Genomic DNA, 24,705 nt, shown 5'->3' on the forward strand with positions numbered 1-24,705 from the left:
CCACGAAACTGTCAACCCCTCCCCAGCTCTGATTCCTTGACCTTCAGCGCGGGCCGTCTGGCACGCACTTTCAGCGCGCCTGGGCCGCATACTGAGGCATGTTCAGAATTGAGGCCGCAGAACTGTTTGTGGTGCGCTTGCCCCTGAAGTTCCGGTTTGAGACCAGCTTTGGCGTGCAGACCGAAAAAGTCGTGCCGCTGCTGATCCTGAAAGGTGAGGGACTGGAAGGTGTGGCCGAGGGCGTCATGGAACTGGCCCCCATGTACCGCGAGGAAACCATCGCCGGGGCGCTACACCTACTGCGCGACGTGTTTTTGCCGCGTGTGCTGGGCCGCACCTTCGCCAATCCCGAGGCTGTCAATGACGCCCTGGGAACCTTTCGGGGCAACCGCATGGCGCGCGCCATGGTCGAGATGGCCGCCTGGGACCTGTGGGCCAGAACGTTGGGTGTCCCATTGGGCTCTTTGCTGGGTGGGCGCAAGACCGAGGTAGAGGTGGGCGTCAGCTTGGGCATTCAGGCCGATGAAGCCGCCACGGTCGAGACGGTGCGCCAGCATGTGGCTCAGGGCTACCGGCGCATCAAGCTGAAGATCAAGCCGGGCTGGGACGTACAGCCGGTCCGGGCTGTCCGTGAGACCTTTGCCGACATTCGCCTGACAGTCGACGCCAACAGCGCCTATACCCTGGCCGACACGGTGCGCCTGCGGGCACTGGACGACTACAACCTGACTTATATCGAGCAGCCGCTGGCCTGGGACGACCTAGTGGATCATGCCGAGCTTCAGCGCCGCCTGAAGACACCCCTATGTCTGGATGAAAGCGTCGCCAGTGCCCAGGACGCCCGCAAAGGGCTGGCGCTGGGGTCTGGCGGCGTGGTGAATATCAAGGTGGGCCGGGTGGGTGGGCACGCCGAGGCGCGGCGGGTGCACGACGTGGCGCAGGCCTTCGGCGCGCCCGTGTGGTGCGGCGGCATGCTGGAAAGCGGTATTGGCCGGGCGCACAACATCCACCTGTCCACGCTGCCCGGCTTTACCCTGCCGGGCGACACCAGCAGCGCCAGTCGTTACTGGGAGACCGACGTGATTCATGAGGCCCTGGAGGCGGAAGACGGCCTGATGCCCGTGCCCGCTGGCCCAGGGACTGGCGTGACCCTGAACCGCGAGTTTGTGACCCGCGTGGCCGAGCTGCACGAGGAGCGCCGGGCGTGACCGCCCATCCGGCGCCGCCCGGCTTCGTGATTCAGGATGTGAGTGACCCCTGGGCCTTCCGGGCCCTTGAAGAGGTGCAGGTGGCCGCCTGGGGGTACAGCGACCGCGAAGTAACGCCTGGCACCCTCTTCCGAATCAGCGCGGTCAGTGGCGGCGTGGTGCTGGGGGCCTACCACACCAGCGCACCGGAGCGGCCGGTAGGGCTGGCCTTTGGGTTTCCGGCCCTCCAAGACGGCACCGTATGGCACCACTCGCACCTGCTGGCCGTGGACCCTAGCTGCCGGGGCACAGGCCTAGCGGTGGCCTTAAAACTGGCCCAGCGGGAACGGGTGCTGGCCCAGGGGCTGACCCGCATGACCTGGACCTTTGACCCCCTGGTGGCCCGCAACGCCCGCCTGAATCTGGGCAAGCTGGGGGCCACGGCGGGCACTTACCTTGCGAACTGGTATGCCCTGGAGGCCGACCGCGCCGCCGCCTTTCCTGCTGACCGCCTTCTGGTTGAGTGGGACCTGACGCAGCCGGTGATCCCACGCCCAGCCCCTGCGCCCGACGCCGAGCGGGTCTTGGAAGCCCTAGGCGACAGTCCTGGCCCGGTGCTCCAGTGCAGCGGCCCAGCCGCACGCTTGGCTGAAGTGCCCACCAACCTGGACAACCTTTCGGCCACAGTCCGTCGCGCCTGGCGCCTGGCCTTGCGTGAAGCTCTGGGGGACGCACTGGCCCAGGGGTTTCAGGTCACGGACCTGGCCCGCGAGGGCACACGCGCCTTTTACCTGTTGACCCACCCTGGGACCTGACTTGCAGCTGTTCAGAACCCGGATTCTGTGTTATGTTATTTACATAAGGAGGCTACGATGTTGCACCTTGAATTTATGACCGATCTGGGCGCCAGAGTCACTGTGGATGTGGAGAGCGCGGACAAACTGCTGGATGTTCAGCGCCATTACGGCCGCCTGGGCTGGACCAGCGGGGAGATCCCGACGGGGGGCTACCAGTTTCCCCTCGACAATGAGACCGACTTCGACTGGACCCTGATTGGCGCGCGGCGCTGGACCAATCCTGAAGGCGAGGAAATGGTCATTCACCGGGGCCACGCCTACCGCCGCCGTGAACTGGAAGCGGTCGACAGCCGCAAGATGAAACTGCCCGCCGCCGTGAAGTTCTCGCGCGGCGCCAAGAGCACCGACCCCGAACACGTCCGCGAGAAGTCCGACGGCGAGTTTGAATACGTGACGCTGGCGATTTTCCGGGGCGGCAAACGGCAAGAGCGGTACGCCATCCCAGGCAACCGTGCCCAGGGGGCGCCGCAGTCAGCTACCCGGCCCGCCCCGGCCCCGCGTCCCTCGCCCCGGCCAGCCGCCGCGCAGGTCGAGGAAGAAACTCCGTTTTAAGGGTAACGGACCGACCAGCCAAACAGTGCTGTGCCTGACAGCGACCCCTGTGAGGCGGTGAGGCGTCCTCCACACCTCTTAAGAACCAGGCCGCCGGGAGAAGTATCCCGGCGGCCAAACGTTTGCTGCTTTCTAGAGGCGCCTCGCTTCAGGGGTGTGTCTGACCAGCCAGCACGCCAGCTACATCTGCAGGTTGCCAGCCTTCAGGCTTGAGCAGCTTGCCGTCGGCGCGGCGCGGCCCCGCCAGTTTGCCCAGATTGGCCCGGTGAACCTCAGCGAATACCGCGTCGGCGTCAATGCCCAGGCGGTCAAAGGCGCCATAAACGACATAGAGCAGATCAGCCAGTTCATGCGCCAGTGGGGCCAGGTCGGCGGCCTGAAGAGGTTCGGCGGCCTCCAGACGAATTTGCAGCGCGGCGAACTCGGCCTGCACCTCGGTAAATTCTTCGGTAATGAGGGTGCGGCGCAGCTCTAACAGACTCAGATTCGGTGGGGTGGGTGCGGCTAGAGAGACCTCGCCCAGCCCTGCATGGAAGTCCCGCAGGCGCTGGGCGTTGGTGGGCTGGGTGACGGTAGGGGGAGCAGCGAGAACGTCGGGCACGCTTCCGATGGTACGCCCTCCCAAAGAAAGCTGGCCCCAGGGGTGGGACCCAGGACCAGACTTAGCACTTAAATTGAGGTGGCGGGTGGAGGGACTTGAACCCCCGCTGCGGCCTTGGCCCGCTCGCACGCCCGTTGGTGAAGAGGTGGGCGTCTCCCTCTTGGTCGCCCGCTCCCCGTTGGGCGCGGCCTCACCTGACCGACGCCAGTATGCCCAGATGCGCTGTGCGCCGCATGTGCCGCTTCTACAGCAGACCTTAAGCGAAATGGCGGGTGGGGCAAGTCACCGAAGATGACCGCTCAGAAGGCGCGCTGCAGAAGCAGAGAACCGCTCGGCTCCCCTCCCGCCTGGATTCTGCTTCCCTACCCGCTACGACAAGACAGTATCGAAAGCGTTATCAGACCTCGACGATCCGGTAGCCATAGGCATTCAGCACCCGCACGCCGCTGACCGGGTCGGTGTATTCCAGTTTCCGGCCCTCGTACTCGTGAATATGCCCGTGAACGACCACCTGAGGCCGGCGGCGCTGCATGAACGCAGTGATGGCCTCACAGCCCCGGTGAGCGTAGTCGGACCCCGCGTGTGGGCCGGTGGGCGGCGCGTGCGTCAGCAGCACGTCCACGCCGCGCCGCGTCTGCCAGGCCAGGCGGCCCAGCCCCCAGCGGGCCTGGGCTGCGCTGTACTGACCCTCGCCGTCCTGCCGGTAACGGGGCACCCCTCCCCAGCCGGCAATCCGCAGCCCCGCTTCTTCAATCACGCGGCCGTGGGCATTCAGGACACCGCGCGGGGCAATGCGGCCCTCGCCCTCATTTACGAACTCGTTGGCGTGGTTGCCATGCACGTAAATGACAGGCACCGTCATCTTGGTGGCCAGAAATTCCAGGTAGTAGCCTGGCAGGTCGCCCGCCGCCAGCACCGCGTCCACAGGCGGCACCCCGTGCGGAAAACCCTCGCGGTACACGAAAGGATGCACGTGGTCCGCCAGCAGCATCAGCCGCTTGCCCAGCCGGGCAGGCGGGATAGACACGGGATGCAGGGCGGTCTGGGTCATGGCAGGGGCAGGGCGCACAGGCGGCCCGGAACACAGCAGAAGATAAAGCAGTGTAGCGCCCACCCCGGGCCAGGGCGGCGGGGGCGCAGAGCAGCGGCTCTTAGGATGCAAAAACCGTTTGATTCGGTACGCTCGGCGCATGACGGTGCTGACCACCCCCCGGCTGCTGCTCTTTCCACTCACACACGAGGTGGTGGCACGCCGCGTGCAGGGTGCTCCCTTTGCGGCGGTGCTTAATGGCCCGGACGGCCCACTGACGGTGCAGGTCCCCGAGGACTGGCCGGGAGACGCCCTCGCCCTCCTGCCCCTGTTTCTGGCGCAGTGGCCGCCAGAAGCGGCGGCGTGGCCCGGCTCGTTTCTGGCGGTGCGGCGGACAGACGGTCAGGCCATTGGCCTGCTGGGGACCAAGGGGCCAACCACCCCCGGCGGCGAGCAGGACATTGGTTACGGCCTGACGCCCGGCACCTGGGGCCAGGGTTACGCCACCGAGGCGGTGGGGGCGCTGCTGACCTGGCTGGGCGCGCAGCCAGGCGTGCGTGTCATCACGGCGGAAACCGCTCTCAGTAACCCGGCAAGCGCCCGCGTACTGACCAAACTGGGTTTTCAGGTCGCCGGGCAGCGAACAGACGACGAAGACGGTGAACTTCTGCTGTGGACCAGACCCGCAACTCCAGCATGAATATTCAGCGCCGCCCCCCGCCGCCGCGCCCACCCAGCGCCGCGCGCCAACATAAAATTGCAGCCGTAAGGCATAGTGCCCGGCAGCCCGTAGGCTGAAGCCATGAACGTGTCTTTGCTGGGGATTCCGATGGATTTAGGCGCCGGGCGCCGGGGTGTGGATATGGGGCCGTCGGCGCTGCGAAACGCCCACCTGGCCCGCGCGCTGCGCGACCTGGGCCACACCGTGAATGACCTGGGCGACGTGCGGGTGGCGCTGCCCGAAACGGTGGACAAACTGCGGGACAGCGGCCTGGTGTTTCTGGACCCCATTCTGGACGCCTGCCGCGCCGCCGCCGAGTGCGTGGCCGCGCTGGGGACCGACACCTTTCCGCTGACCATTGGCGGTGACCACAGCGTCAGCATGGGCACGGTGACCGGCAACGCTCTGCGCGCCGCGCCGGGCGGCGGTCGCCTGGGCCTGATCTGGGTGGACGCCCATACCGATTACAACACCCCCCAGAGCAGCCCCAGCGGCAACATTCACGGCATGCCGGTGGCCCACCTGACAGGTCTGGGCGACCCACGCCTGACCGGTCTGGGCGGTGGGTGGCACATGCGACCCGAGGACATCGTGATGATTGGGATTCGCAGCGTGGACGCCCACGAGCGCGAGTTGCTACGCGAAGCAGGGATCAAGGCCTACACCATGAAAGAGGTAGACCAGCTGGGCATCACCCGCATCTACGAAGAAACGCTGGAGCGCCTGAGCGGCACGGCGGGCCTGCATGTCTCGTTTGACGCCGACGCCCTTGACCCCACGGTCTGCCCCGGCGTGGGTACCCCGGTACCCGGCGGCCTGACCTACCGCGAGGGCCACCTGCTGATGGAACTGCTGAGCGAGTCGGGCCGGGTTACCAGTATGGATATCGTGGAAGTAAATCCTATTCTGGACGTTCACAACCAGACGGCTGAGGTCATGGTGGGTATGGCCGCCAGCCTGATGGGCCAGCGCATTCTGTAAGGCGCCTGCACAGAAGAAAATGCGCTGACTGTCAGCCTGAGAGACAGAGGGCTTACGTTTATATAGGCGCCAGCCACTCTCGAATCAAGCGCGTTCGTGTTCACTCCTGCCCCTCTGTGGGGACGCCTGGCCCTGCGGAAGGCTCTACCCTACCGGGCATGAGGTCCTTTCGATGAATGCTCCCGCGTGGCGCGTCTGGCTGGTGGCCGCTCTGGTCATTGGGTGGACCTTGCTGACCCTGCGTTTCGTGCAGCGGCAGGACTGGGTGCTGGCCCTGCTGTGCCTGCTGCTGCTGGGCAGTAACGCCGTGACCCTCTGGCGGCTGATCAAGCGCGGCCGCTAGAAATAGAGCCTACAACTGGATAAGAGCCTCCGCACGAGTGGACATGCGCGGCAGCGCCATCAAGCGACTCTTTCGGTCATAACTGGCGGTTTCTGTGGCAGGCCGGGGGTGACGGCATCCCGTCTATTCTTTGAAAGACCACTGTGCCCACCCTCCTCCCTGCGCTGCACTGCGTCCCGCTTCCGGCGAGGCTGAGAACCCGCTTTCTATACTGGGGCCGATGTCTCCTTTGTGGCCTGGTCAGCGCGCTTCTTTGGGTTCCCGGCTGGCCTCTGCACTGCTGCGCCTGTTCGGCTGGACTGCGGTGCTGGAGCCGCCGCCTGGCGTGAAATTCGTGGGTGCCGCCGCGCCACACACACACAACGCGGATTTCTGGCCCGGTCTGTTCTGGAAATGGGCCACGCGCAGTCCGGCCCATTTTGTGGCCAAGCGAGAACTGTTTTTCTTTCCGGTTGGCGTGTTTATGCGCGCAGTCGGCGGCATTCCGATTAACCGACAGCGGGCGGGCGGCAACTTTGTGGACGCCGTGGTGGCCGTCATCAACCGCGAACAGGAAATCGTGATGATCGTGGCCCCCGAAGGCACCCGCAGCCGCGGAGAATACTGGAAGACAGGCTTTTATTACATGGCATTAGAGGCCGGCGTGCCTATCGCCGTGACCGCACTGGACTGGGGCCGCAAACGGGTGGGCATCATCGGGTATGTCACGCCCACCGGCGACCTGGACGCCGATTTTGCCCGAATCCGGGAGCTGCTGCGGGACGTGCGTGGCCATACTCCCGGCAACGAAACCCCAGCGGTCCCGCGCCCCGCTACTGGAGGGCCCAGCCGCACGTGAGTGCAGGTTCTTACGGCGTCTTGAATGCATCTGAGGCTAAGCGAGTCACATGGATTCCGATTGAACCGAACAGACTTGGAAAGCGGCACAGCAGCGCGAGCAGGTGAAAGTAGAGATTTCACGTTATGGGGACGCAGACGTAGCTCTCGCAACTGGGCTGTAATTAAGCGGAATTTATAGGGGCGTCATAGATGACGGTTAGAAGGGCATGGAGAGGCATGTTGTTTCCATGCAACGGAATACCGCATGTTACCCTTGCTCCTCTCGGTCTTTCAGCCCGCGAATTTCCTCGATAAAGCGTTCCAGCGAGTCAAAGTCGCGATAGACGCTGGCAAAGCGGATATAAGCCACGTCATCCAGCGGGCGCAGAAAGGTCATGGCGCGCCGGCCAATCTCCTCGCTGCGAATCTCAGCGGCCTGCACGTCATCCTCAAAGCCATAGGCAAAGGCGCGCAGGGCGTCGCCGTCTACCGGGCGCTTCTCGCTGGCCAATGTGAGACCGCGCAGCAGTTTGTCGGGATTAAAGGCCTCGCGCGGCCCGCTGCGCTTGACCACCATCAGGGGTTCAAGCTGGGCGCGTTCGTAGGTGGTAAAGCGCCGGGCGCAGTTCAGACACTCCCGGCGGCGGCGAATACTGGCCCCATCATCGCTGGGCCGGGAGTTGACCACCTTGCTGTCGGGCGCCGAACAATACGGACACCTCACCGGTACTCCGCGCGCACCTTGGGCACAGGCGGCAGGGGCACTTCCACGACGTTGCCACGCAGGTGCCCCAGTCCCGGCGCCGCCAGAGCCAGGACTGCACTGGCTAGGGGCCGGTCCAGTTTGTCCTCGCTGCTGCTGGCGCGGCCAGGCAGGAGTAGATTCAGGCGCAGGTCCTCGGTGTATGCCTGCTCGACCAGCCCGCGGATGGCCCCGCGCTGGGGCGCGACGTGCAGGCCACGTTCGTCCAGATGCGGCCCGATGATGGTCAGCCAGGTTTCGGGCAGGCGGCGGCGTAGAATCTGCGTAATCGCCACGCTGCTCTTGACGTTGCAGTTAAACAGATCCATCCACTCGTTTTCACTCAGCGCCGTAAATTCCGAATGCGCGCGCTTGTCGGCCAGATGCACGATGCCGTGCAGCTCGCCAAAAATATCGAGGATGCGCGTCTGAGCACTCAGCCAGTCCAGCGGCACCCCAACGTCCGCCTTGATGGGAATAGCATGTCCGCCAGCATGTTCCAGCTGACTGGCCGCGACTGCCAGCGTCTCGCTGTTGTCACCTATCAGCACCACACTGGCCCCAGCGTGGGCCAGCGCCGCGCTGACGGTGCGGCCGTAGCCCTGATCGGCCCCAGTGACAGCAATCACCTGGCCGCCAAGCAGGTCGCCCAGCGCGGGACCAGCGACAGGCGCAGTGGGAGCAAGGTACTGGGTCATGGGGCACAGCATACTGGAGGTGTAGGCGGGCACTTGACCCGCTCTCCCCAGGGCTGCGGCGTGTGCTCAGCTGGCTGTCGGCAGGAGGCGCAGCGCACCGGGCGGCGGGTCGCTGGCTCGGTGACCCTGTCCGCAGGGGTGACACCAGTAAGCCTGGTCGCCGTCGCGCAGGTCATGCAGAGTCATGGCCTGGGCACACTGAGGGCAAACATGCATGTAGCCGCGTCCGCTGGCAGGCAGTGGATCGGCCTCTTTGCGTAACAGACGCTTCATATTCTGATGATAGCAGATTTAGCAAGTGAGACAAAGAGGCGTGAGCGGACCTCACAGCGATGCTGCGTTGACTTGATAGTGGTCAGCGATCAGGTCCACTTCACGCCATCTCTGGAGTGATATTTGCTCTGGAGAGCAGAGGTAAGCCCTTAAGCGCTACGAGGTCTGGCCACCGATAGAAAGCTATGAGCAGCTCCAGGACAAGTGGACTGACACAGCTCAATATTTGCGTAAGTCGCTGGTGTCTAGAAGACGCCCTGCTTTTGCCAGTCTGGTGGCCCCTTCTATCGCTGCGGAGACAGCTCCTGGCCTGTGTCCTAGCTGACCTGCTGCGGCGACTGACTCCCAGACGCCTCAGGCTATAAATCTGGTTCGTCAGTAAATTCTGGCTCGGGAGCGCGCGCTGCAGGCACCTCACCCACCCGGCGGCGTTTACGCAACATGGCCGGCTCCTTGTCCAGGTTAAAGACAAAGTGCCGGGGCCGGCGCTCGCGCAGCCAAGTCTCCAGGGCGACCAGACGCGGGCGAAACCGGATGAACTCGCGCAACTGGCGAATAGGCACGAAGCGGGCTTCCTGCACGTCGCGGTCGGGGTCGCGCGGCTCCAGCTTGCCGCCGACCTCGCGGCCCGTGTAGAAAAATTGCAGGTGATGGCCCCAGGTCACCGCCTGGAACTCGACGATAAAGGCCAGGTCCCGCAGTTCGACGACCAGTCCCGTTTCTTCAAAGGTCTCGCGCCGGGCGCCGTCCTGCACCAGTTCGCCCGCTTCCAGGCCGCCTTTGGGCAGTGACCAGCGACCCCGCTCGCGCACCAGCAGAATCTCCTCGCCGCGCAGCACGATGCAGCCCACACCGATGCGTGGCTCGGCCAGCGGGCGTTTTTGGCCGCGTTTGCTGGGCGCGGCGGGCACAGGGACCGCCGTGGTGGCGGTGACCTGACCGGGCCGGGCCGGAGTTGGCACCCCCCGACGCCGACGCCGGCGCCGCTGCCCGGCGCCCTGATTGGCCTTGCTGTGGTCTTCCGCCATTACACACCCTCCGGCGCAAGATCGTTAAACCGCACGTGCGCGCTATGAAATTGCAGCTTGACGGTGCCCACTGGACCGTTGCGCTGCTTGCCGATAATGATTTCCGCGATGCCCTGCTGGTCAGTTTCTTTGTTGTAGTACTCATCGCGGTAGATGAACATCACGATGTCAGCGTCCTGCTCAATGGCGCCGGATTCGCGCAGGTCCGAGAGCATAGGACGGTGGTTGGGCCGCTGCTCTACGGCGCGCGACAGCTGCGACAGCACGATGACCGGCACTTCCATTTCACGCGCCAGCCCCTTGAGGCCGCGCGAGATGGTGCTGATTTCCTGCTGACGGTTGTCGCTGCCGCCGCTGCTTTTGCCCCCCGACATGAGCTGCAAGTAGTCGATGACGACCAGACCCAGCTGCCCGTGCTGCGCCGCAATCCGCCGGAGCTTGCTGCGCAGGCCGTTGAGGGTCAGATCCGGTTCGTCGTCAATAATCATGGGGGCGTCGGCTAGGCGACCAGCGGCGTGGGCCAGGCGCTCGAAGTCACGTTCATTGAGCTGCCCCGAACGAATCCGGTTCATGTCCACCCGCGCCTCACTGCACAGCATGCGCAGGGCGAGCTGAACAGCAGGCATTTCCAGGCTGAACACCGCCACCGCCTTTTCACCGCGCAGGGCCACATTCTGGGCGATAGAAAGGGCGAAGGCCGTCTTGCCCATGCTCGGCCGGGCCGCCAGCACACTCAGACTGCCCTTCTGTAGCCCGCTGATCTGCTCGTCCAGATCACGAAAGCCGCTGCTGACGCCGTCTGGAATGCCCTTGTTCTGGTGAAGCAGCGTGATGTATTCGAAGGTCTCGGTGACGACCTCGTTCATGGCTTGAAAGGCTTCGCCCTTCTTCTTCTGCTCGGCCACCTCGAAAATCATCTTCTCAGCGCGGTCAAGCAGGTCTTCTAGGGGCAGCTGGGCCTCGTAGGCCAACTGCATAGCCTTGCCCGACGCACTAATCAGCGCGCGTAGGGTGGCCTTCTCCTGCACGATACGCGCGTAATGCTCGGCATAAGCGGCAGTGGGCACTTGGTCTGACAGACCAATCAGATAGGTCAAGCCGCCTACCTCATCCAATTGCCCTTTGACCCGCAAATCTTCACTGAGAGTCACCAGGTCCACCGGTTCGCCCCGTTCTTGCAGGGTACGCATGGCCGTAAAAATCTTGCGGTGACCTTCGCGGTAGAACATCTCGGGAGCCACCGAATCGCCCAGCTGTCCCAGAGTGTCATTGTCCAGCAAAATACTGCCCAGCACGCTGATTTCAGCGTCATTACTGTGCGGCGGCACGCGTGGCGTGAGTTCCAAAAGCCTCTCCTCTGGCAGCGGCGCGGAGCTGGAGCCGTTGTCCAGCGCCGTACGCACGTCCTGTTGATGTACTTGGAGCTGCTCACACGAGAGCAGCCTATTCACCAAGGCGAGTGCCCAGGCTGAACTGCCCAAAAGCATATCACTCAGAGGGCGTGGGCAAACTCTTACAAAGCTGGCTCTAAGAGCTTCTGCCCATCCGAGCTGCGCCTAGCGCAGCTTTTTCTCATCAATGCTTAGATGTAAAAACGTTCACTGCCTTGCAATCCGGTAAGACTCCTGTGAGAACGTGCCACCTACACTTGTGTCAAGCAAGGACGGGAGACACCCGACACCGGCTACCTGCCATAAGTAGGCGAGGCCTGGCCCATTTATCCTTTAACCGGCCCGCCGCACCCAGGAGAAAGAGCATGAAGAACACGACGCAAGGCTTCACCCTGATCGAGCTGCTGATCGTTATCGCTATCATCGGCATCCTGGCCGCTGTGCTGATCCCCAACCTGCTCGGCGCCCGCGGGAAAGCTGTCGAAACCGGCGCGAAAGCTTACGCGCGCTCGGTATCTACAGCAGCTGCAGCGAACATCATTGAGACACCTACTCTCGTGTATAGCGCTGCGACCTGTGCCAGCGTCTCTAACGCCCCTACCGCACCTGCATATGTTACTGCCTGCACAGTTACTTCTACGGATGCTGGTAACCCCACTGTAGCTTACACATATAAGCGTGGTGCTACGGACGTAACCGGTTCGTTCTAAATCTTCTTCCACTAGAGGGGCTCGCGACTGCGAGCCCCTCTAGCGTTGCTATACAGTGTATAACTATATGCATAATAATCGCAGAACTGCTCAAATGAAGGCACAGATTACGGGAGCACTTATCGTAGTCGCGCTATCTCTCACCCCACTCATATTCAGTTTTACAGAGAATCTAGCACTGCAACCACACACACCCAAATATAAATTCCTTTTTGTTATTATGACATTAATTACCATCTTAAATTTTGATAATTTTATACAGAATATTAAACGTTTCTGGCCTATATTATTAGCGCTAATTGCTGTCGTTATACACCAAGCATCTCTTACAGAATCTGGTTTTAATTTTATTGGCCCAGTTGGACAAGAGGCCGGCTTGATCACTTATGCCTTCGCTGTTTTTAGTTTATTATCATTCAATGGCCTAAGCATGAGACCAGCTTATCTCGTCGCTTTTGCAACAGGTACTTTTTTAGCAACTTTTATCATTTTTTTACAACAACTTAATTATAATATTTTTGACTATATTTATGGCGATCTAGGGTCACCAGGAACAATAGGCAACAGAGGATGGCTCATTCCCATGGTGATAGCTAGCTTAGTTCTAGGGTCTAAAAATTTTACTTTGAATACGGGGAGGGTTTTATTTGCTATTGGTGTCTTTAGCTTGTGTGTATCTCTAAATAAAACAGTTTTATTTACCTCCTCATTAATTCTTTTAATATATATATTTATTGATAGAAAGGATATAGCCAAAGTGAAGTCGTGGCTAAGCATTCTAGTTGTCTTTATTCTCACCTTCGTCTCTTACTATAATCTCACTACAAGATTTAACTTAGAACAACAAAATATTGTTACAACAAGCGAAAAGACAGGACTCGCACGCGCAGATATATATAAAGTGGGCTGGGACGTCTTTTTAAGATCACCACTCATAGGCAGTGGCTTTGGCAGCTTTTACGGACATTGGTACGATTGGGGAAAGAGAGAAGATATACTTCATATTGCCTGCACAACCCTTGAATGGAACTGCGAGAAAGATGTAATCAGAAAATACGGAAAGATTTTCGTTAATGAAAACAGGCTTGAGATTCAGTCTATTGATATCTGGCATCCTCATAATGAAATTCTTCATCTTTTAATAGCCGGTGGCTTAAGTTATATTCTTTTATTCTGCTTTCTTATATATATCTATAGAGTAGAGATCAAAATGCTTCTCAATAATCGCATTCTCTTGTTCGGCTTTTTACTCATTCTTGCATATTGTTTAACTTGGACTTTTCAAATATCAACCATGATTCCGCCACTTATTATATTAATCCTATATATTGGAAAAATTGAAAAAAAACCTGTATTGGATTCGTAATGTGAACTTATTCATCTAATGATGAGATATAGATCGATTTTAAGTCGCTTTAACATTTCAAAAGTCAAATTTTTAAATAAAATCTTGATGTCGAAGCAATAATACCAACATGAGAGGGGCTCTCCAATGTTTCTCATATAAATTCACGAAGATATTCTATATATGACCTCGGCACTCAAAGAATGGGACACCCAGACCCGTCTGCTCACTCAAGGCCGCCTCTCGCTGTTAATTCGGAAGGGCGGGATCATGGAGACGCACGACGGATTTGAGGTCGAACACCATTCATTCCTCCTCTACCCCACATTCCTGCACCAGAACCCAGAGGAGTTACAGCCGCAGTACCGCGACCTGCTGCGCGACGACCCTGTACCCGGCCAGATTCAGTTGCCCGCGCTTGCCGAAGTTGTGGCTGTTCATAAAATTGAGTCGCTGGACGCTGCCCTCCGGCTGGAACCCTTGCAGGCGCTGACAGCTGCCGCGATTGAACGGCGCTTTCACTACCGCAACCGGCCCTGGGTTCATGCGCTGCTGCTGCGAATCCGCCCACTCAGTCAACCGATAATCCTGCCGGAAACACCAGAGATGCTGGGCTGCGTCAGCTGGGTGCCTCTAGGAGATATTGAAGTGCCGGTAGGGCAGCCAATTATCCCTGAAGCAGAACTTCAGGAGCGTCGGAAGGCACTCGAACAGCTACTCTAAATCCAAAAAATGGGGAGGCCACTAAGCCTCCCTTTCCTTATTTACCCTGATTACTGGGCGTTCAAGTCGTAGTTATTCAGCAGGGTCGTTTGCACATAGCCTGAGCTGTCCACCAGATTCCAGCCCGCCTTCGTGCCTGCAACAAACTGATTCTCTCGCTGGGCGTAAAGTAAGCGCTTGCCGTTATCGGCGCTCAGTACGGTATCGCCTGTGTCGTAGCGGTTATTGTTGTTGGCGTCACGGAACACAATCACTCGGTAGGTGCCGTAGGGCAGGTTGGTAGGCAGGTCGAGCGCGAAGCCGCCCGTCAGGAACTTGTCAATCACCTGACTCTGCGTGCCGTCAGCTGTGTACTGACCACCATTAAAGCCCACGATAGCCAGGCCCAGGTTCTGATTGCTGTTGAAGCCGCGCAACTGGCCCGTCACGTCTTTCTTGATGGGGTTGCCGGCCAGAGTGCAGGCGCTGAGGGTCAGGGTGCCAAGGGCGGCCAGAGCAAGGTAGTTCATGGACAGTCCTCCAGAGAAAAGGTGGGGTGCCCGCTGAGCGTAGACGACCCACACGGCCAGGCCCAATCTTGTTCTCTTGCTGCTTACCTCACCAGAAGTTCACCGCCTGAAGTGCTAGAGGGAGCAGATCGTCGTATGGGCCGCGCCAGAGGTCACGGAGACGGGCTTTATACTTCCGTTCATGCAACGGGAGCCGTTTACAGCCCTGGCCGCGGTCTACGACGCCATCATGGCCGACGTGGAATATGACCACTGGGCCGATTTCGTGCTGTCATATGCCCGCGACGGCGGACTGACTCATCCCGGCACCGCACTGGACCTGGCCTGCGGCACAGGCGGTTTTACCCGCGAACTACAGGAAGCTGGCTGGGCGATCACAGGGCTGGATTTCAGCGAGGCGATGCTGGCCGAGGCCCGGCACCGTTTGCCCGGCGTGCCCTTCGTTCAAGGCGACCTGCGGAGCTTTGCCCTGCCTAAACGGTTTGACCTCGTAACCTGCGTCTTTGACAGCCTGAACAACCTCCTGACCCCAAGCGACCTGGGGGCGGCTCTGACCCAGGCCCGCGCTCACCTGTGGCCCGGCGGCCTCTTTGCCTTCGACGTCAATACGCGCCTGGGTGTACAGGAGTTGTGGGAAGGGGACGCCATTGAGGGCCTGGCGCCCATGCCGGGCGGCGCCGAGGTGCATTACCACTGGTCTCACCACTTTGAACCAGACTCGGGGTTGGGCGTGGTGCAGGCGCTGTGCCGCGTCGAGGGAGATGAGTTTATTGAGACCCACCGCGAACGCGGCTATGATCCCGCCGACCTGGAACCGCTGCTGAAAGCAGCTGGTTTTGCCCGCTGGGAGATCGTGGAGTACCCGGACTATGCCCCTCCAGCCGCCGACGCGCCGCGCGTGTGGGTCTTTGCGTGGGCGCCGAGTGGGGCGGGTGCATGACGCCTTTGCCGGTCCTGGGCGCCGGGGGGTGGGGCACGGCCCTGGCTGTCAATGCCGCGCGCAACGGCCCCGTAATGCTGTGGGCACGCCGCGCCCAATTTGCCCAGACGCTGCAGAGCGAACGGGTCAACGCTGAATATTTGCCGGGGGTGTCGTTGCCCCCAGGCCTCGGCGTCACGGCTCATCTGGGCGAGGCCATTCAGGACGCGCCGTTCGCGCTGGTGGTGGTGCCGAGCGTGGGTGTGCCGGAGCTACTGGCGGCTCTGCCCCGAACTCTGGGTCTGGTGCTGTGCGCCAAGGGCCTGGCGCCCGACGGCGGACAGCTGACCGTGCTGGCCCGGCAGCTGGGCTTCACGCGCGTGGCGGTCCTCAGTGGCCCCAACCACGCCGAAGAAGTGGGGCGCGGTCTGCCCGCCGCCACAGTGGTGGCCAGCCGAGACGCTGGCTTTGCCCGCACGGTCCAGGCGGCCCTGATGACCCCGGCCCTGCGTGTGTACACCAGCGAGGACGAAACCGGCGTGGAGCTGGGCGGCGTGGTAAAAAACGTCATGGCGGTGGCCGCCGGCCTAGTGGACGGGCTAAGTCTGGGTGACAACGCCAAAGCCGCCCTGATTACGCGCGGCCTGCGCGAAATGAGCCGTTACCTTCAGGCCTGCGGGGCACACGAGGACACGGTGTATGGCCTGAGTGGGCTGGGCGATCTGGTCGCCACGGCCACCAGTCGCCACAGCCGCAACCGCGCCGCCGGCGAAGCGCTGGCACGCGGCGAACACCCCGGTCAGGGCGGCAAGGTCGTGGAGGGCCTGCGCACTGCAGGCCTGCTGAGTGCCTGGGCCGCCGCGCACGGCCAGGACCTGCCCATCGTGCAGGCGGTGGCGCAGGTGACACGCGGCGACTGGAGCCCACAGCAGGGCGTGGCGCAACTCATGGAACGCGAAGCCAAACCCGAGCGCCACTAAACCTGGGCTCCTCTAGACCGGGCAGCCTGCATAGAGGTGGCCCAACTCTCAAAAGCTAGGGCGCCTTTTGACCGTCTGAGACACCAGAAAAACCGACCAAGGAGTGCTGCATCTTGGGGTATTCAGCATGCAGGGCACAACATGTAGTACCTTGGCTGTGCCCTGCGTGTTACAGTCCGCGCAGCGAAAAGAAAGGGTTCAGGCTATGACACATTCCGCCAAATGTCCGGCGGCGTGTCTCTTGCGTTGCCTGAAGTCCCTCCAAGGAGCTGTCCTATGACCACCCAAAGCGCTCAGCCTCTGACCAATTTTGACGAGAACGCCCACCACATCGCCGGGCGGCAGTACCTGCAACCGGGCGACGGCGACCTGGGCGGGATGTTCCGCCGTATTGCCAACTGGGTGGCGGGGGCCGAGGCGCCCGACGTGCGGCCCCACTGGGCCCAGCAGTACTACGACCTGATGGCCGAGAAGAAGTTCTGCCCTGGCGGGCGCGTGCTGGCCGGTGCCGGCACCGCACACGGCAACGTGCTGAACTGCTTTGTGCAGGGGGCCACCGAGAACGCCCCCGCCAGCTTTGAAGGTGTCATGGAAGTCGCCAAGAAGCTCGCGCTGGTGACCAAAGTGGGCGGCGGCAACGGCGTCAATCTGGACGTGTACACCCCCCGCGCCCAGGGCAGCCGCGCCGACGCGGGCGTGCGCGGCTGGGCTTACATGAGCGCCACGCACGCCGATGTGGGGGACTTCATCGAAGGGCTGATGCGCCCCCCCACCCAGCCTGACGGCGACAAGCAGCCGGTGGCCGTGCGCAACTGGACGCGCGTGGTGTACGGGCAGGTCATCCGGCCTGAGGTGGTGGCGCTCGCCCGCGCCAATGGTGTGTCGGTGGTGGCGACCCTGCCCGAGGGCGTCCAAACTGTCCCTGACGACATGGGCGGCATTGTGGACGCCGCGCGCAAGGTCGCCGAAGACGCCAAACTGGGCCTGGAACCCCGCATTGACCTCAGCACCATGCGCCCCGAGGGCGCGCCCATCCGGGGATCGGGGGGCACGAGCAGCGGCCCCGTTAGTTTCCTGCTGGAAATCTTTGACAACTTCCTCGAATGGGCCAACCGGGGCGCCGAGACCAGCGGTCCCGTCAACACCCTGCGCTTCGTCTATTCACCCGTGCTGCGGGTGGTGCGCCAGGGCGGCACCCGGCGCGGCGCCGGGATGGCCACCATTTCCATCGGCCACCCCGACGTGCTGGATTTCCTGACCGCCAAGGACCTTGACCGCGAGGCCGCCGAGGGCGACATCTCGACGTTCAACATCTCGATTCTGGTGGGGGGCACCTTCTGGGACACCTTGCAGGCGGGGGGCGTGTGGCCGGTGCAGGCGCAGGAGGTGCCGGGCAAGTACTATCTGGCCCCGCAGACGGGCGCCTTTAAGGGCCAACTGCCTGACCTGCCCGTGCGGGCAGAGGACGACGCGCAGGGCGTGCCCACCTACACCCTGAAAAAGGGTCAGAGCGGGATTCCGGCCCAGTGGCTGTGGGACCAGATTGCCCAGCACGCCTGGAGCACGGGCGAACCTGGCCTAATTTTTGTGGACCGCATCAACGAATACAGCGCGCTGAAGAACCTGGGCGAGCGCTATCAGATTCGCAGCACGAATCCTTGTGGTGAAATCCCACTGACCGTCGGCGAACCCTGCGATCTGGGCGCCATCAACCTGGCCGCCTACGTGAAGGGCAGCGACTTTGACTATTCCACCTTCCGCGCTGACGTTCGCACCTGCGTGCGCTTTCTGGATGACGTGCTGGACGTGAATGTCTTTGCCCTGGAAGACAACCGCGTGGCCAGCCAAGACCTGCGCCGCCTGGGCCTGGGCGTTATGGGGCTGGCCGATGCGCTGATTAAGCTGGGCCTGCGCTACGACAGCGAGGCGGGCCGCCAGACCATCTACGACATCATGAGCGCGCTGCGCGAGGAAGCGGTGGCCGAGAGCGAGCGCCTGGGCGACGAACGCGGCGTCTACCCTGTCTACACCCGTCACCCCGACCAGGTGCCCCACGCGCCCCGGCGCAACGTGGCGGTCCTGACCGTGGCCCCCACCGGCACCACCTCCATGCTGATGGGCGTGTCCAGCGGCATCGAACCCATCTTTAGCCCGTTTATCTGGCGCAAGATTGGCAGCGAGTACCGCGCGCTGCTGGCGCCCCTCTTCGTGGAACTGCTGGAAACCTACCCGGCGCCGCAGGGCATGAACAAGGCTGACGGCTGGGACTGGGACCGAGTAACTGAGGCCGTCAGCGAAAACCACGGCTCGGTGGTGGGCCTGCCCTTTATTCCCGAAGCGCTGCAACACGTCTTCGTCTGCGCGCACGATATTAAGCCCGTGGACCACGTACGGATGCAGGGCGCCGTGCAGCGCGCCTTTGATGCCGAGGGCTACGCCGCCAACAGCCTCTCCAAGACCATCAACCTGCCCAACGAAGCCACCGTGCAGGACGTGCAAGACGCCTACAGCGAGGCCTACACCACTGGTTGCAAAGGCATTACGGTGTACCGCGACGGCAGCCGCCAGTTTCAGGTGCTGTCCACCAGTAAGAAGAAAAAGGACAAGACCGAGGAACCCGTGCAGGCGGCGGCTGAAGTCATGGGCGAAGTCGAGGCCCAGCCTGCCGCCCCAGCCCCCACGCCCCAACCGGCGGCCCCAGCCGTCAAGCCCGCTGCACCCAGCAAGCCCCAGTACGAGCGCCCCACCCGCCTGAGTGGCATCACCGACATGGTGAAACTGACCGACCCCACCAGCGGCCACCGCCGCTCGTTCCTGGTGACGGTCAATCACCTGAACAGCAAACCGGTGGAGGTCATGGTGATTTCCGGCCGCGCCGGCGACGAGGCCAACGCCGACAGCGAGGCGCTGGGCCGCGTGGTGTCCATTGCGCTGCAACACGGCGTTCCCGCCCAGGCCATCATCAAGACGCTGCGCGGCATCAACGGTGGCCTGTACGGCAGCTACAACGGCCGCCTGGTGGGCAGCAAGGCCGATCTGATCGCCGTGGCGCTAGAAACCTTCCAGAAGGATATGGAGGCCGCGCAGTTGCCCAGGCTGGCTGGCGGCAGCACCGACACCGTGGCCGTCAGCGCAGCTCCGACTGGCGTAAGCGTGGACGGGATGGCCCGCGAACGCTGCCCCGTCTGCGAGGAAAAGGCCGTCATCCGCGAAGAAGGCTGCCTGAAATGCCAGGCCTGCGGCTACAGCAAGTGCGGGTGAAAGTGGGAGCTTCAGCTCCCTCCCGGTCCTCAAAACTTTTCAGGGAGGTGAGTACTATGAAAGCGACGCTCTAGGCTGACCTAGAACGTCGGACACCAGGACAATGTGGCCTTAGATGGGCACAAAGCTCTAGCTAGGGGTAGTGAAAGCTTAGCCTGTCTGAGGCCAGAAAAGCAAGATACGTAACAATATGACCTCATTATGGAGGAAACGTACAGCTTATGGCACAGAAAGCGACGAAAACCACAGGATCAAAAGCAGCCTCAAACGCCTCAAAGGTTCTCTCAAATCCCAAAAGCAATAAGGCAGAGAAAAGTGCGGCTGCGAGCGCACTGAGTCAAGTTGAAAGGAGAAAGAAATGAATCTTTCAAAAATTCCTCCTGAAACAGCAGCACGTATTAAAACCGAGTTATCCTGCTTATATCGGGCGCAATGCGCAGCAGAGGGAATGGTCTGTCCTAATTGTGGACAGCCTGCTTCTGTTACACTCACCAATGGGTACATTTCGGTTACTGCATGTTGCCCTGATTTTCAAGCTAGTATAGAAGAACTCATCGCATTCCAGCGCTAAGAACGCAGTACATTTAGGCTCATACCTACTACATCCACTTCCACCACTCCGCCCGGCTCTGTGCTGCGGCGGAGTTCTGTATCTATGTGCCAGACCTGCCCAGAATCGGCGATGGCAAAATGCCGTCCCACTGTTACCTCGACGCTGGGCAGGCGGTGAAAGGTGCCCAGGCGCAGGGCGCGGGCATAGGTCAGCATGGGCGCGCGGCGCAGGCCATCCACCCGCACCAGGTTCAGCAAGCCGTCGCCCACCTGCGCGTCAGGGGCCAGGTTCAGGCCGTTGCCGGTGCTGGGCGTGTTCATGACCTCCAGCACGGCGACAGGGGGACTGGGCAGCGGGCGCCCGTCCACGGTCACATGCAGCCCCAGCGGCCGGTGGGTGCTGAAGGCTTCCAGCATCGACCCCAGCGCCCGCACCGGGCTTTTGGCCTGATGTGGGCCGTAGTCATCCAGAATGTCCGCAAACAGGCCGCAGCCACAGGCCTCCAGAAAATAGTCCACGCCCCAGCCCCCCCGCACCCGGCCCACATCGAAGGGGACAGGTCGCGCCTGCCCAAAGCGGCGAGCTACGCCCAGGGGATCACCCAGCAGGTTCAGGGCGCGGGCGACGTTGTTGGCGGTGCCCATCGGAATGACCCCTAGCGTCACTTCTGGGCGGCCCATCAGGTGCAGCGCGCCGGTGCGGAGGGTGCCGTCACCGCCGGCCAGAAACACGGTGCCCTGGACGCCACGCAGCAAGTCGCCCAGGGCCTCCGCGTGCTGGGTGACATAAGGCGTGACGGCAAACCCGGCGTCCTGTAAGGCGCCGCACAGCGCGGCCAAGGGCGCCCGGTGGCTGCTGCCAGCGCGGGGGTTATAAATCAGGGTGGCGGGGGTCTGGGCAGGAATGCGGGTCTCTCCCCTTTCGGGCCTTGGTGGATGTGGGGCGGTCAATACCCTAGCCTACCCCGCGCAGGCGCTACGCTGGGTCATGCCTCTGGACGACTACCGCACGCCCTCGCCCCGGCGCATCCGCCTGTACCTGGGGCTGCTCCTCATGCTGGTGCTGACTGCGGTGTTTGGGCGCCGCCGCCCCGGCGAACTGGGCACCCGTGAGACCCTGACCCGCAGTTCCCTGGCGCGGGTGATGTTCATGGATGTCGGCGCGCTGTCCACCCTGGGCGCCCTGTATCTGGTGCTCAGCGGCCGCACACCCGTGCGGGTGCCAGCCGCCCTCGCTTCTCTGTTTGTGGGCAGTTTTGCCTTGCTGCCCGCCCTGGCTTACGAGGACTGGGTGGCTCTGCGCCGAGCCGAGGACGAATTCAGCAACAAGGCGCTGTAGGCCAGACCCGAATCAGCTCAGCAAGCAGACATGTATAGCAACAGAACAGAGTGAAGGTGAGTCTGCATAGAGGTGGAGAGCCCATCAGTCTGCGACATTCGGCACTCCTCGCTCTGACGGCGAGCGCTGGGAGACTGCTTCCCACAGCATGACCCCCGACCAATTGGCCGGGGGCATCACCTCACAACACGGGTTAATCGTCGTCGTCGTTCTGCTCGATGACCGTACCGTCATCGTCATCCACATCGCCGCCGGGTGCGCAGGCGCCCAGAGTGAACACCATCAGGCCGCCAAGCAGCCATTTCAGCCACAGGTTCCGGTTCATGTGTTGAGGGTACACGCCCGGCACGACCGCGAACACACTCGCTCAGGGTTTGCTGAAGGTAGAGACCGTCTGCCCGCCGGTTCCAGCCTCTCAGCTGACGGCGTCTGCGGCGCGGCGGCTTCTCCCATGATTTGCTCAAGGCATCCAGGGCACGCCCTGACTACAGTAGCGGCATGACAGCAACAAGCGGCGCAGTGGCAGCGGCCACGCTGGACCAGGGGCCAGCAACCCTGATTTACAACACCAGGGCCGGTGGCAGCGGGCACTGCACGCCAGACGATCTGGTGGAGGCGCTGCATGGCATTGGCTATGCGCCGGTCTACCAGGCTACCACTTCCGAAGCCGAGCTGCGCGCCGTCTTAGAAAATGTGCAGGGCACCGTTTTTGTGGCGGGCGGCGACGGTACGGTGCGGGCCGCAGCACTCCATCTGGCTGGGCAGACGGGTGTGACCCTGGGGGTCATTCCGCTGGGCACCGCCAATAACGTGGCCCGCACCCTGGGCGTCCAGGGCACCCCCACCGAGGTCATCGCGGCGTATGCGGACGCCGCCGCTGTCCCCTTTGACCTGGGGCGCGTGACGGCCCCCTGGGGCGAAGACCTGTTTCTGGAGGCTTGCGGCTGCGGCGCTTTCGCCGACGTACTGGCCGAATACGACCCGGAAGCCGGCAAGAGTCCCCTGCGTGCCGTGCAAGCCCTGACCACCAGCCTCTCCAGTTTTGATCCGCCGCCTCTGTCTCTGACACTTGACGGACAGCCAGAACCAGAAACAGCCTTTGCCCTGCTCGAAGTCATGAACACGCGCGCCACCGGGCCACGGCTGCGCCTGGCCACCCACGCCGACCCCAGCGACGGCCAGCTGGATGTGGTCCGCATTGACGTGGCGGGCCGCGAGGGGCTGCTGGCCTACCTGGCCGCCCTGGCCCGCGACGACTTCGAGGCTCTGGCCAGCGTGGACAGCACCCGCGCCGCCTGCATAGAGGTGCCCTACAGTGGCCAGGCGTTTCATGTGGACGCTGAGGTCAGGCCGCCTATGCCCGGCGTGACGGGGGTGGTGCGCGTGGACGCCTGGCCTGGGGCGCTGCACGTTTTGGTGCCCACAGGAGGGAGGTCGTAATGCCGCCCGGCCCTCCTCTCCCCCCGCCCAATCCAGAGGCACCCCGTCAGACGCCTCTGCGCCGAGCCTGGCCCGTGGCCCTGGTGCATGCGGTGCAAGACCGCATAGGCGGGGCCCTGGGCTGGACCCCACGCCCGGCGGCCGCCATGCAGAACAACATCGTCTTCCGGCAGGGCTTGCAGGTGATGCGCGTGGACCTGCACATGCACACCGAGGTCAGCCACGACTGCCGCACGCCCCTGCGCGATATTCCCAGTTGGCTGCTGCGCACCAACACCCGCGTGATTGCCGTGACTGACCATGACCAGCACCGCGGCGGCCCAGAGTTACAGGCCATCGTGCGCGACCTGGGACTGGACGACCGCCTCAGCATCATCGCCGGCGAGGAGATCACCACCAGCGAAGGGGAGTTGATCGGCCTCTTTCTCCAAGAGCGCATCCCCCCGCAGCTCTCGCCAGAAGATACGGTGAGCGAGATCAAGGCGCAGGGGGGGCTGGTGCTGCTGCAACATGGCTTTGACCCCCTGAAACGCTATCGCCTGCGGCCAGAGGCCACCGAGCGTATTGCCGGAGAGGTGGACATCGTCGAAACCTTCAACTCGCGCCTGTCACGTCACCGCTGGAACCGGGCCGCCGAGGCCTGGGCGCATCAGCGTGGCCTGCCCATGTGTGCTGGTAGCGACGCCCATACCCTGCGGGACATAGGTGAAGCCTGGGTCGAGACGCCTTTTCGTACGGTCAATACGCCGGCTCAGCTGTTGGCGGCCCTGCAAGAAGGTGTGGTGGCGGGGCGCTGGACCCATCCGGTCTATGCCTTTGGGCAGAAGCAGTGGCGCAATTTCCACGGACGATTCCGCCGATTCTGAAAGAGCAAAGGCGCTCTAGACCCCTCGGAAACGGCAAAGATCCACCGACTGCCTCTCGGCAAACAGCAGGAGGAACAAGAGCTTCAATTAGATTCAAATGTCGTCTGCGTCAAACGCCCGTCAGCTGAAGCTGATAGACTGTCTGGGCTGAAGAAATTCAGCTTGCTCTGGGGGTGACCCGGTTTCGACAGGGGAACTGAAGGCGCTGTTGCGTGTCGAGGTGCCGTTGGCCTCGTAAAACTACGGCAAAGCCATTAACTGGCAACACTGAATACGCTCTCGCTGCTTAAGTGAGACAGTGACCGCGAAGCCCGGCCTTTGGCGCCGCGCGAACTGAAACAAAAGAAGGCTAGCCCAGGCAACGCTCTGTAGCTGACGGCGAAACTAAGCAGAGATACGGTCAGCGAGAACCCGCCTACTGGTGAGCGCTGACTCGACAAGCAAACAGTGGGATACACACGTAGACACACGCTGAACGGACCTTTGGACGGCGGTTCGACTCCGCCCACCTCCACCACAGACCTCGCCCCACAGGCGAGGTTTTTCTTCTATACTGGGCGCGCCCCCAACGCAGTGGGCGGTAGCCGGGATGGCGGAATCGGTAGACGCATCCGACTTAAAATCGGCCGGGGCAACCCGTGGGGGTTCAAGTCCCCTTCCTGGCACCAAAATAAGAGAGCAGCGGTCACGCTTTGGGCGTGACCGCTGCTCTCTTGACGAGGCACCTTACGAGCCACCTTTATGTTAAACCAGCGGCCTTTTGGTATTTCACGGAATTTACTCCTAAAGTCGCCCAAACCAATTCCACCTCTTCCAAAAACTCAGGGAGCAAAAAAGC

General features: G+C 62.1%; 26 protein-coding genes, 1 tRNA gene and 1 other RNA gene. 18 read left to right on the forward strand and 10 right to left on the reverse strand.

The genetic code is table 11. The features are described from left to right. Positions 1–98 precede the first annotated feature (98 nt). From menC to GO986_RS20780, 3 genes are read left to right on the forward strand one after another with little or no spacing between them, the layout of a single operon-like run. Positions 99–1,208 (forward strand): o-succinylbenzoate synthase, encoded by a 1,110-nt coding sequence (gene menC, locus GO986_RS20770; protein ID WP_157461433.1) that lies wholly within the window; start codon positions 99–101, stop codon positions 1,206–1,208. Further along, complete coding sequence (locus GO986_RS20775) at positions 1,205–2,002, forward strand: acyl-CoA acyltransferase (protein ID WP_369409510.1); 798 nt, start codon at positions 1,205–1,207, stop codon at positions 2,000–2,002. The genes menC and GO986_RS20775 overlap by 4 nt, the downstream gene beginning before the upstream one ends. Positions 2,003–2,059: 57 nt before the next feature. Next, entirely contained in the window at positions 2,060–2,596 is a 537-nt protein-coding gene (locus tag GO986_RS20780) for a single-stranded DNA-binding protein (protein ID WP_157461434.1), read from the forward strand. A gap of 148 nt (positions 2,597–2,744) precedes the next feature. Here GO986_RS20780 and GO986_RS20785 read toward each other — a convergent pair whose 3' ends face one another. Both GO986_RS20785 and GO986_RS20790 read right to left on the reverse strand, forming a co-directional pair. After that, positions 2,745–3,197, reverse strand: a complete 453-nt coding sequence (locus GO986_RS20785) for a dUTP diphosphatase (protein ID WP_369409511.1) — start codon at positions 3,195–3,197, stop codon at positions 2,745–2,747. Positions 3,198–3,594: 397 nt separating this feature from the next. Beyond that, entirely contained in the window at positions 3,595–4,248 is a 654-nt protein-coding gene (locus tag GO986_RS20790; RefSeq protein ID WP_232337939.1) for a metallophosphoesterase family protein, read from the reverse strand. Positions 4,249–4,387: 139 nt separating this feature from the next. On the opposite strand from GO986_RS20790, the gene GO986_RS20795 reads away from it, so the two are divergent. The 4 genes from GO986_RS20795 to GO986_RS20805 all read left to right on the forward strand — a co-directional run bounded on the left by GO986_RS20795 (position 4,388) and on the right by GO986_RS20805 (position 7,110). Then, a complete protein-coding gene (locus GO986_RS20795) occupies positions 4,388–4,927 on the forward strand; it encodes a GNAT family N-acetyltransferase (protein WP_157461435.1) in 540 nt (179 codons plus the stop codon). 102 nt (positions 4,928–5,029) lie between these two features. Next, positions 5,030–5,929 carry an arginase gene (gene rocF / locus GO986_RS20800; protein WP_157461436.1) on the forward strand — a complete coding sequence of 300 codons (900 nt, stop codon included), beginning with the start codon at positions 5,030–5,032 and terminating at the stop codon, positions 5,927–5,929. 172 nt (positions 5,930–6,101) lie between these two features. After that, entirely contained in the window at positions 6,102–6,272 is a 171-nt protein-coding gene (locus GO986_RS22695; protein WP_198170879.1) for a hypothetical protein, read from the forward strand. A gap of 220 nt (positions 6,273–6,492) precedes the next feature. Continuing rightward, positions 6,493–7,110: a 1-acyl-sn-glycerol-3-phosphate acyltransferase gene (locus GO986_RS20805; protein WP_157461437.1), complete on the forward strand. Its 618-nt coding sequence runs from the start codon at positions 6,493–6,495 to the stop codon at positions 7,108–7,110. Positions 7,111–7,359: 249 nt separating this feature from the next. On the opposite strand, the gene nrdR is transcribed toward GO986_RS20805, so the two are convergent. The 5 genes from nrdR to dnaB form a co-directional block, all read right to left on the reverse strand. Beyond that, the gene (nrdR, locus tag GO986_RS20810; RefSeq protein WP_369409512.1) at positions 7,360–7,815 is read right to left on the reverse strand and encodes a transcriptional regulator NrdR; all 456 of its coding nucleotides are present in this window, start codon (positions 7,813–7,815) and stop codon (positions 7,360–7,362) included. After that, on the reverse strand, positions 7,812–8,531 hold the full coding sequence (locus GO986_RS20815) for an SDR family NAD(P)-dependent oxidoreductase (RefSeq protein WP_157461438.1): 720 nt from the start codon (positions 8,529–8,531) through the stop codon (positions 7,812–7,814). The genes nrdR and GO986_RS20815 overlap by 4 nt, the downstream gene beginning before the upstream one ends. A 66-nt stretch (positions 8,532–8,597) precedes the next feature. Beyond that, a complete protein-coding gene (locus tag GO986_RS20820) occupies positions 8,598–8,804 on the reverse strand; it encodes a hypothetical protein (RefSeq protein ID WP_157461439.1) in 207 nt (68 codons plus the stop codon). A 359-nt stretch (positions 8,805–9,163) separates the two neighbouring features. Next, a complete protein-coding gene (locus GO986_RS20825) occupies positions 9,164–9,832 on the reverse strand; it encodes an NUDIX hydrolase (protein ID WP_157461440.1) in 669 nt (222 codons plus the stop codon). Next, positions 9,832–11,178: a replicative DNA helicase gene (gene dnaB, locus GO986_RS20830; protein WP_157461441.1), complete on the reverse strand. Its 1,347-nt coding sequence runs from the start codon at positions 11,176–11,178 to the stop codon at positions 9,832–9,834. The genes GO986_RS20825 and dnaB overlap by 1 nt, the downstream gene beginning before the upstream one ends. Positions 11,179–11,588: 410 nt before the next feature. On the opposite strand from dnaB, the gene GO986_RS20835 reads away from it, so the two are divergent. The 3 genes from GO986_RS20835 (at position 11,589) to GO986_RS20845 (ending at position 14,001) form a co-directional block, all read left to right on the forward strand. Continuing rightward, on the forward strand, positions 11,589–11,933 hold the full coding sequence (locus GO986_RS20835) for a competence type IV pilus major pilin ComGC (RefSeq protein WP_157461442.1): 345 nt from the start codon (positions 11,589–11,591) through the stop codon (positions 11,931–11,933). Between the two features lie 67 nt (positions 11,934–12,000). Beyond that, entirely contained in the window at positions 12,001–13,299 is a 1,299-nt protein-coding gene (locus GO986_RS20840) for an O-antigen ligase family protein (RefSeq protein ID WP_157461443.1), read from the forward strand. 162 nt (positions 13,300–13,461) lie between these two features. Then, on the forward strand, positions 13,462–14,001 hold the full coding sequence (locus GO986_RS20845) for a DUF1802 family protein (RefSeq protein WP_157461444.1): 540 nt from the start codon (positions 13,462–13,464) through the stop codon (positions 13,999–14,001). A gap of 50 nt (positions 14,002–14,051) precedes the next feature. Here GO986_RS20845 and GO986_RS20850 read toward each other — a convergent pair whose 3' ends face one another. Continuing rightward, positions 14,052–14,510 (reverse strand): hypothetical protein, encoded by a 459-nt coding sequence (locus tag GO986_RS20850; RefSeq protein WP_157461445.1) that lies wholly within the window; start codon positions 14,508–14,510, stop codon positions 14,052–14,054. A gap of 181 nt (positions 14,511–14,691) precedes the next feature. On the opposite strand from GO986_RS20850, the gene GO986_RS20855 reads away from it, so the two are divergent. From GO986_RS20855 to GO986_RS20865, 3 genes are all read left to right on the forward strand, one after another. Continuing rightward, a complete protein-coding gene (locus tag GO986_RS20855) occupies positions 14,692–15,450 on the forward strand; it encodes a class I SAM-dependent DNA methyltransferase (protein WP_157461446.1) in 759 nt (252 codons plus the stop codon). After that, on the forward strand, positions 15,447–16,409 hold the full coding sequence (locus tag GO986_RS20860; protein WP_157461447.1) for an NAD(P)H-dependent glycerol-3-phosphate dehydrogenase: 963 nt from the start codon (positions 15,447–15,449) through the stop codon (positions 16,407–16,409). The genes GO986_RS20855 and GO986_RS20860 overlap by 4 nt, the downstream gene beginning before the upstream one ends. A gap of 276 nt (positions 16,410–16,685) precedes the next feature. After that, a complete protein-coding gene (locus tag GO986_RS20865) occupies positions 16,686–19,670 on the forward strand; it encodes an adenosylcobalamin-dependent ribonucleoside-diphosphate reductase (protein ID WP_157461448.1) in 2,985 nt (994 codons plus the stop codon). A gap of 567 nt (positions 19,671–20,237) precedes the next feature. Here the strand turns inward: GO986_RS20865 and GO986_RS20870 are convergent. After that, the gene (locus GO986_RS20870) at positions 20,238–21,173 is read right to left on the reverse strand and encodes a diacylglycerol/lipid kinase family protein (protein WP_157461449.1); all 936 of its coding nucleotides are present in this window, start codon (positions 21,171–21,173) and stop codon (positions 20,238–20,240) included. A gap of 37 nt (positions 21,174–21,210) precedes the next feature. Between GO986_RS20870 and GO986_RS20875 the strand changes: the two genes are divergently transcribed. Continuing rightward, positions 21,211–21,561: a hypothetical protein gene (locus GO986_RS20875; protein ID WP_232337940.1), complete on the forward strand. Its 351-nt coding sequence runs from the start codon at positions 21,211–21,213 to the stop codon at positions 21,559–21,561. A gap of 193 nt (positions 21,562–21,754) precedes the next feature. Here GO986_RS20875 and GO986_RS23315 read toward each other — a convergent pair whose 3' ends face one another. Then, positions 21,755–21,886 carry a hypothetical protein gene (locus GO986_RS23315; protein ID WP_255449447.1) on the reverse strand — a complete coding sequence of 44 codons (132 nt, stop codon included), beginning with the start codon at positions 21,884–21,886 and terminating at the stop codon, positions 21,755–21,757. 173 nt (positions 21,887–22,059) lie between these two features. On the opposite strand from GO986_RS23315, the gene GO986_RS20880 reads away from it, so the two are divergent. From GO986_RS20880 to GO986_RS20895, 4 genes are all read left to right on the forward strand, one after another. Beyond that, complete coding sequence (locus GO986_RS20880) at positions 22,060–23,001, forward strand: diacylglycerol/lipid kinase family protein (RefSeq protein WP_157461450.1); 942 nt, start codon at positions 22,060–22,062, stop codon at positions 22,999–23,001. 146 nt (positions 23,002–23,147) lie between these two features. After that, positions 23,148–23,867, forward strand: coding sequence for a PHP-associated domain-containing protein (locus GO986_RS20885; protein ID WP_369409513.1), 720 nt, complete (start codon positions 23,148–23,150; stop codon positions 23,865–23,867). A 169-nt stretch (positions 23,868–24,036) separates the two neighbouring features. Continuing rightward, positions 24,037–24,384, forward strand: a transfer-messenger RNA (tmRNA) gene (ssrA, locus tag GO986_RS20890). Positions 24,385–24,450: 66 nt separating this feature from the next. Then, positions 24,451–24,535, forward strand: a tRNA-Leu gene (locus GO986_RS20895). The last annotated feature ends 170 nt before the right edge of the window (positions 24,536–24,705 follow it).

Source organism: Deinococcus arboris (genome assembly GCF_009755355.1).
Taxonomy (GTDB): domain Bacteria; phylum Deinococcota; class Deinococci; order Deinococcales; family Deinococcaceae; genus Deinococcus; species Deinococcus betulae.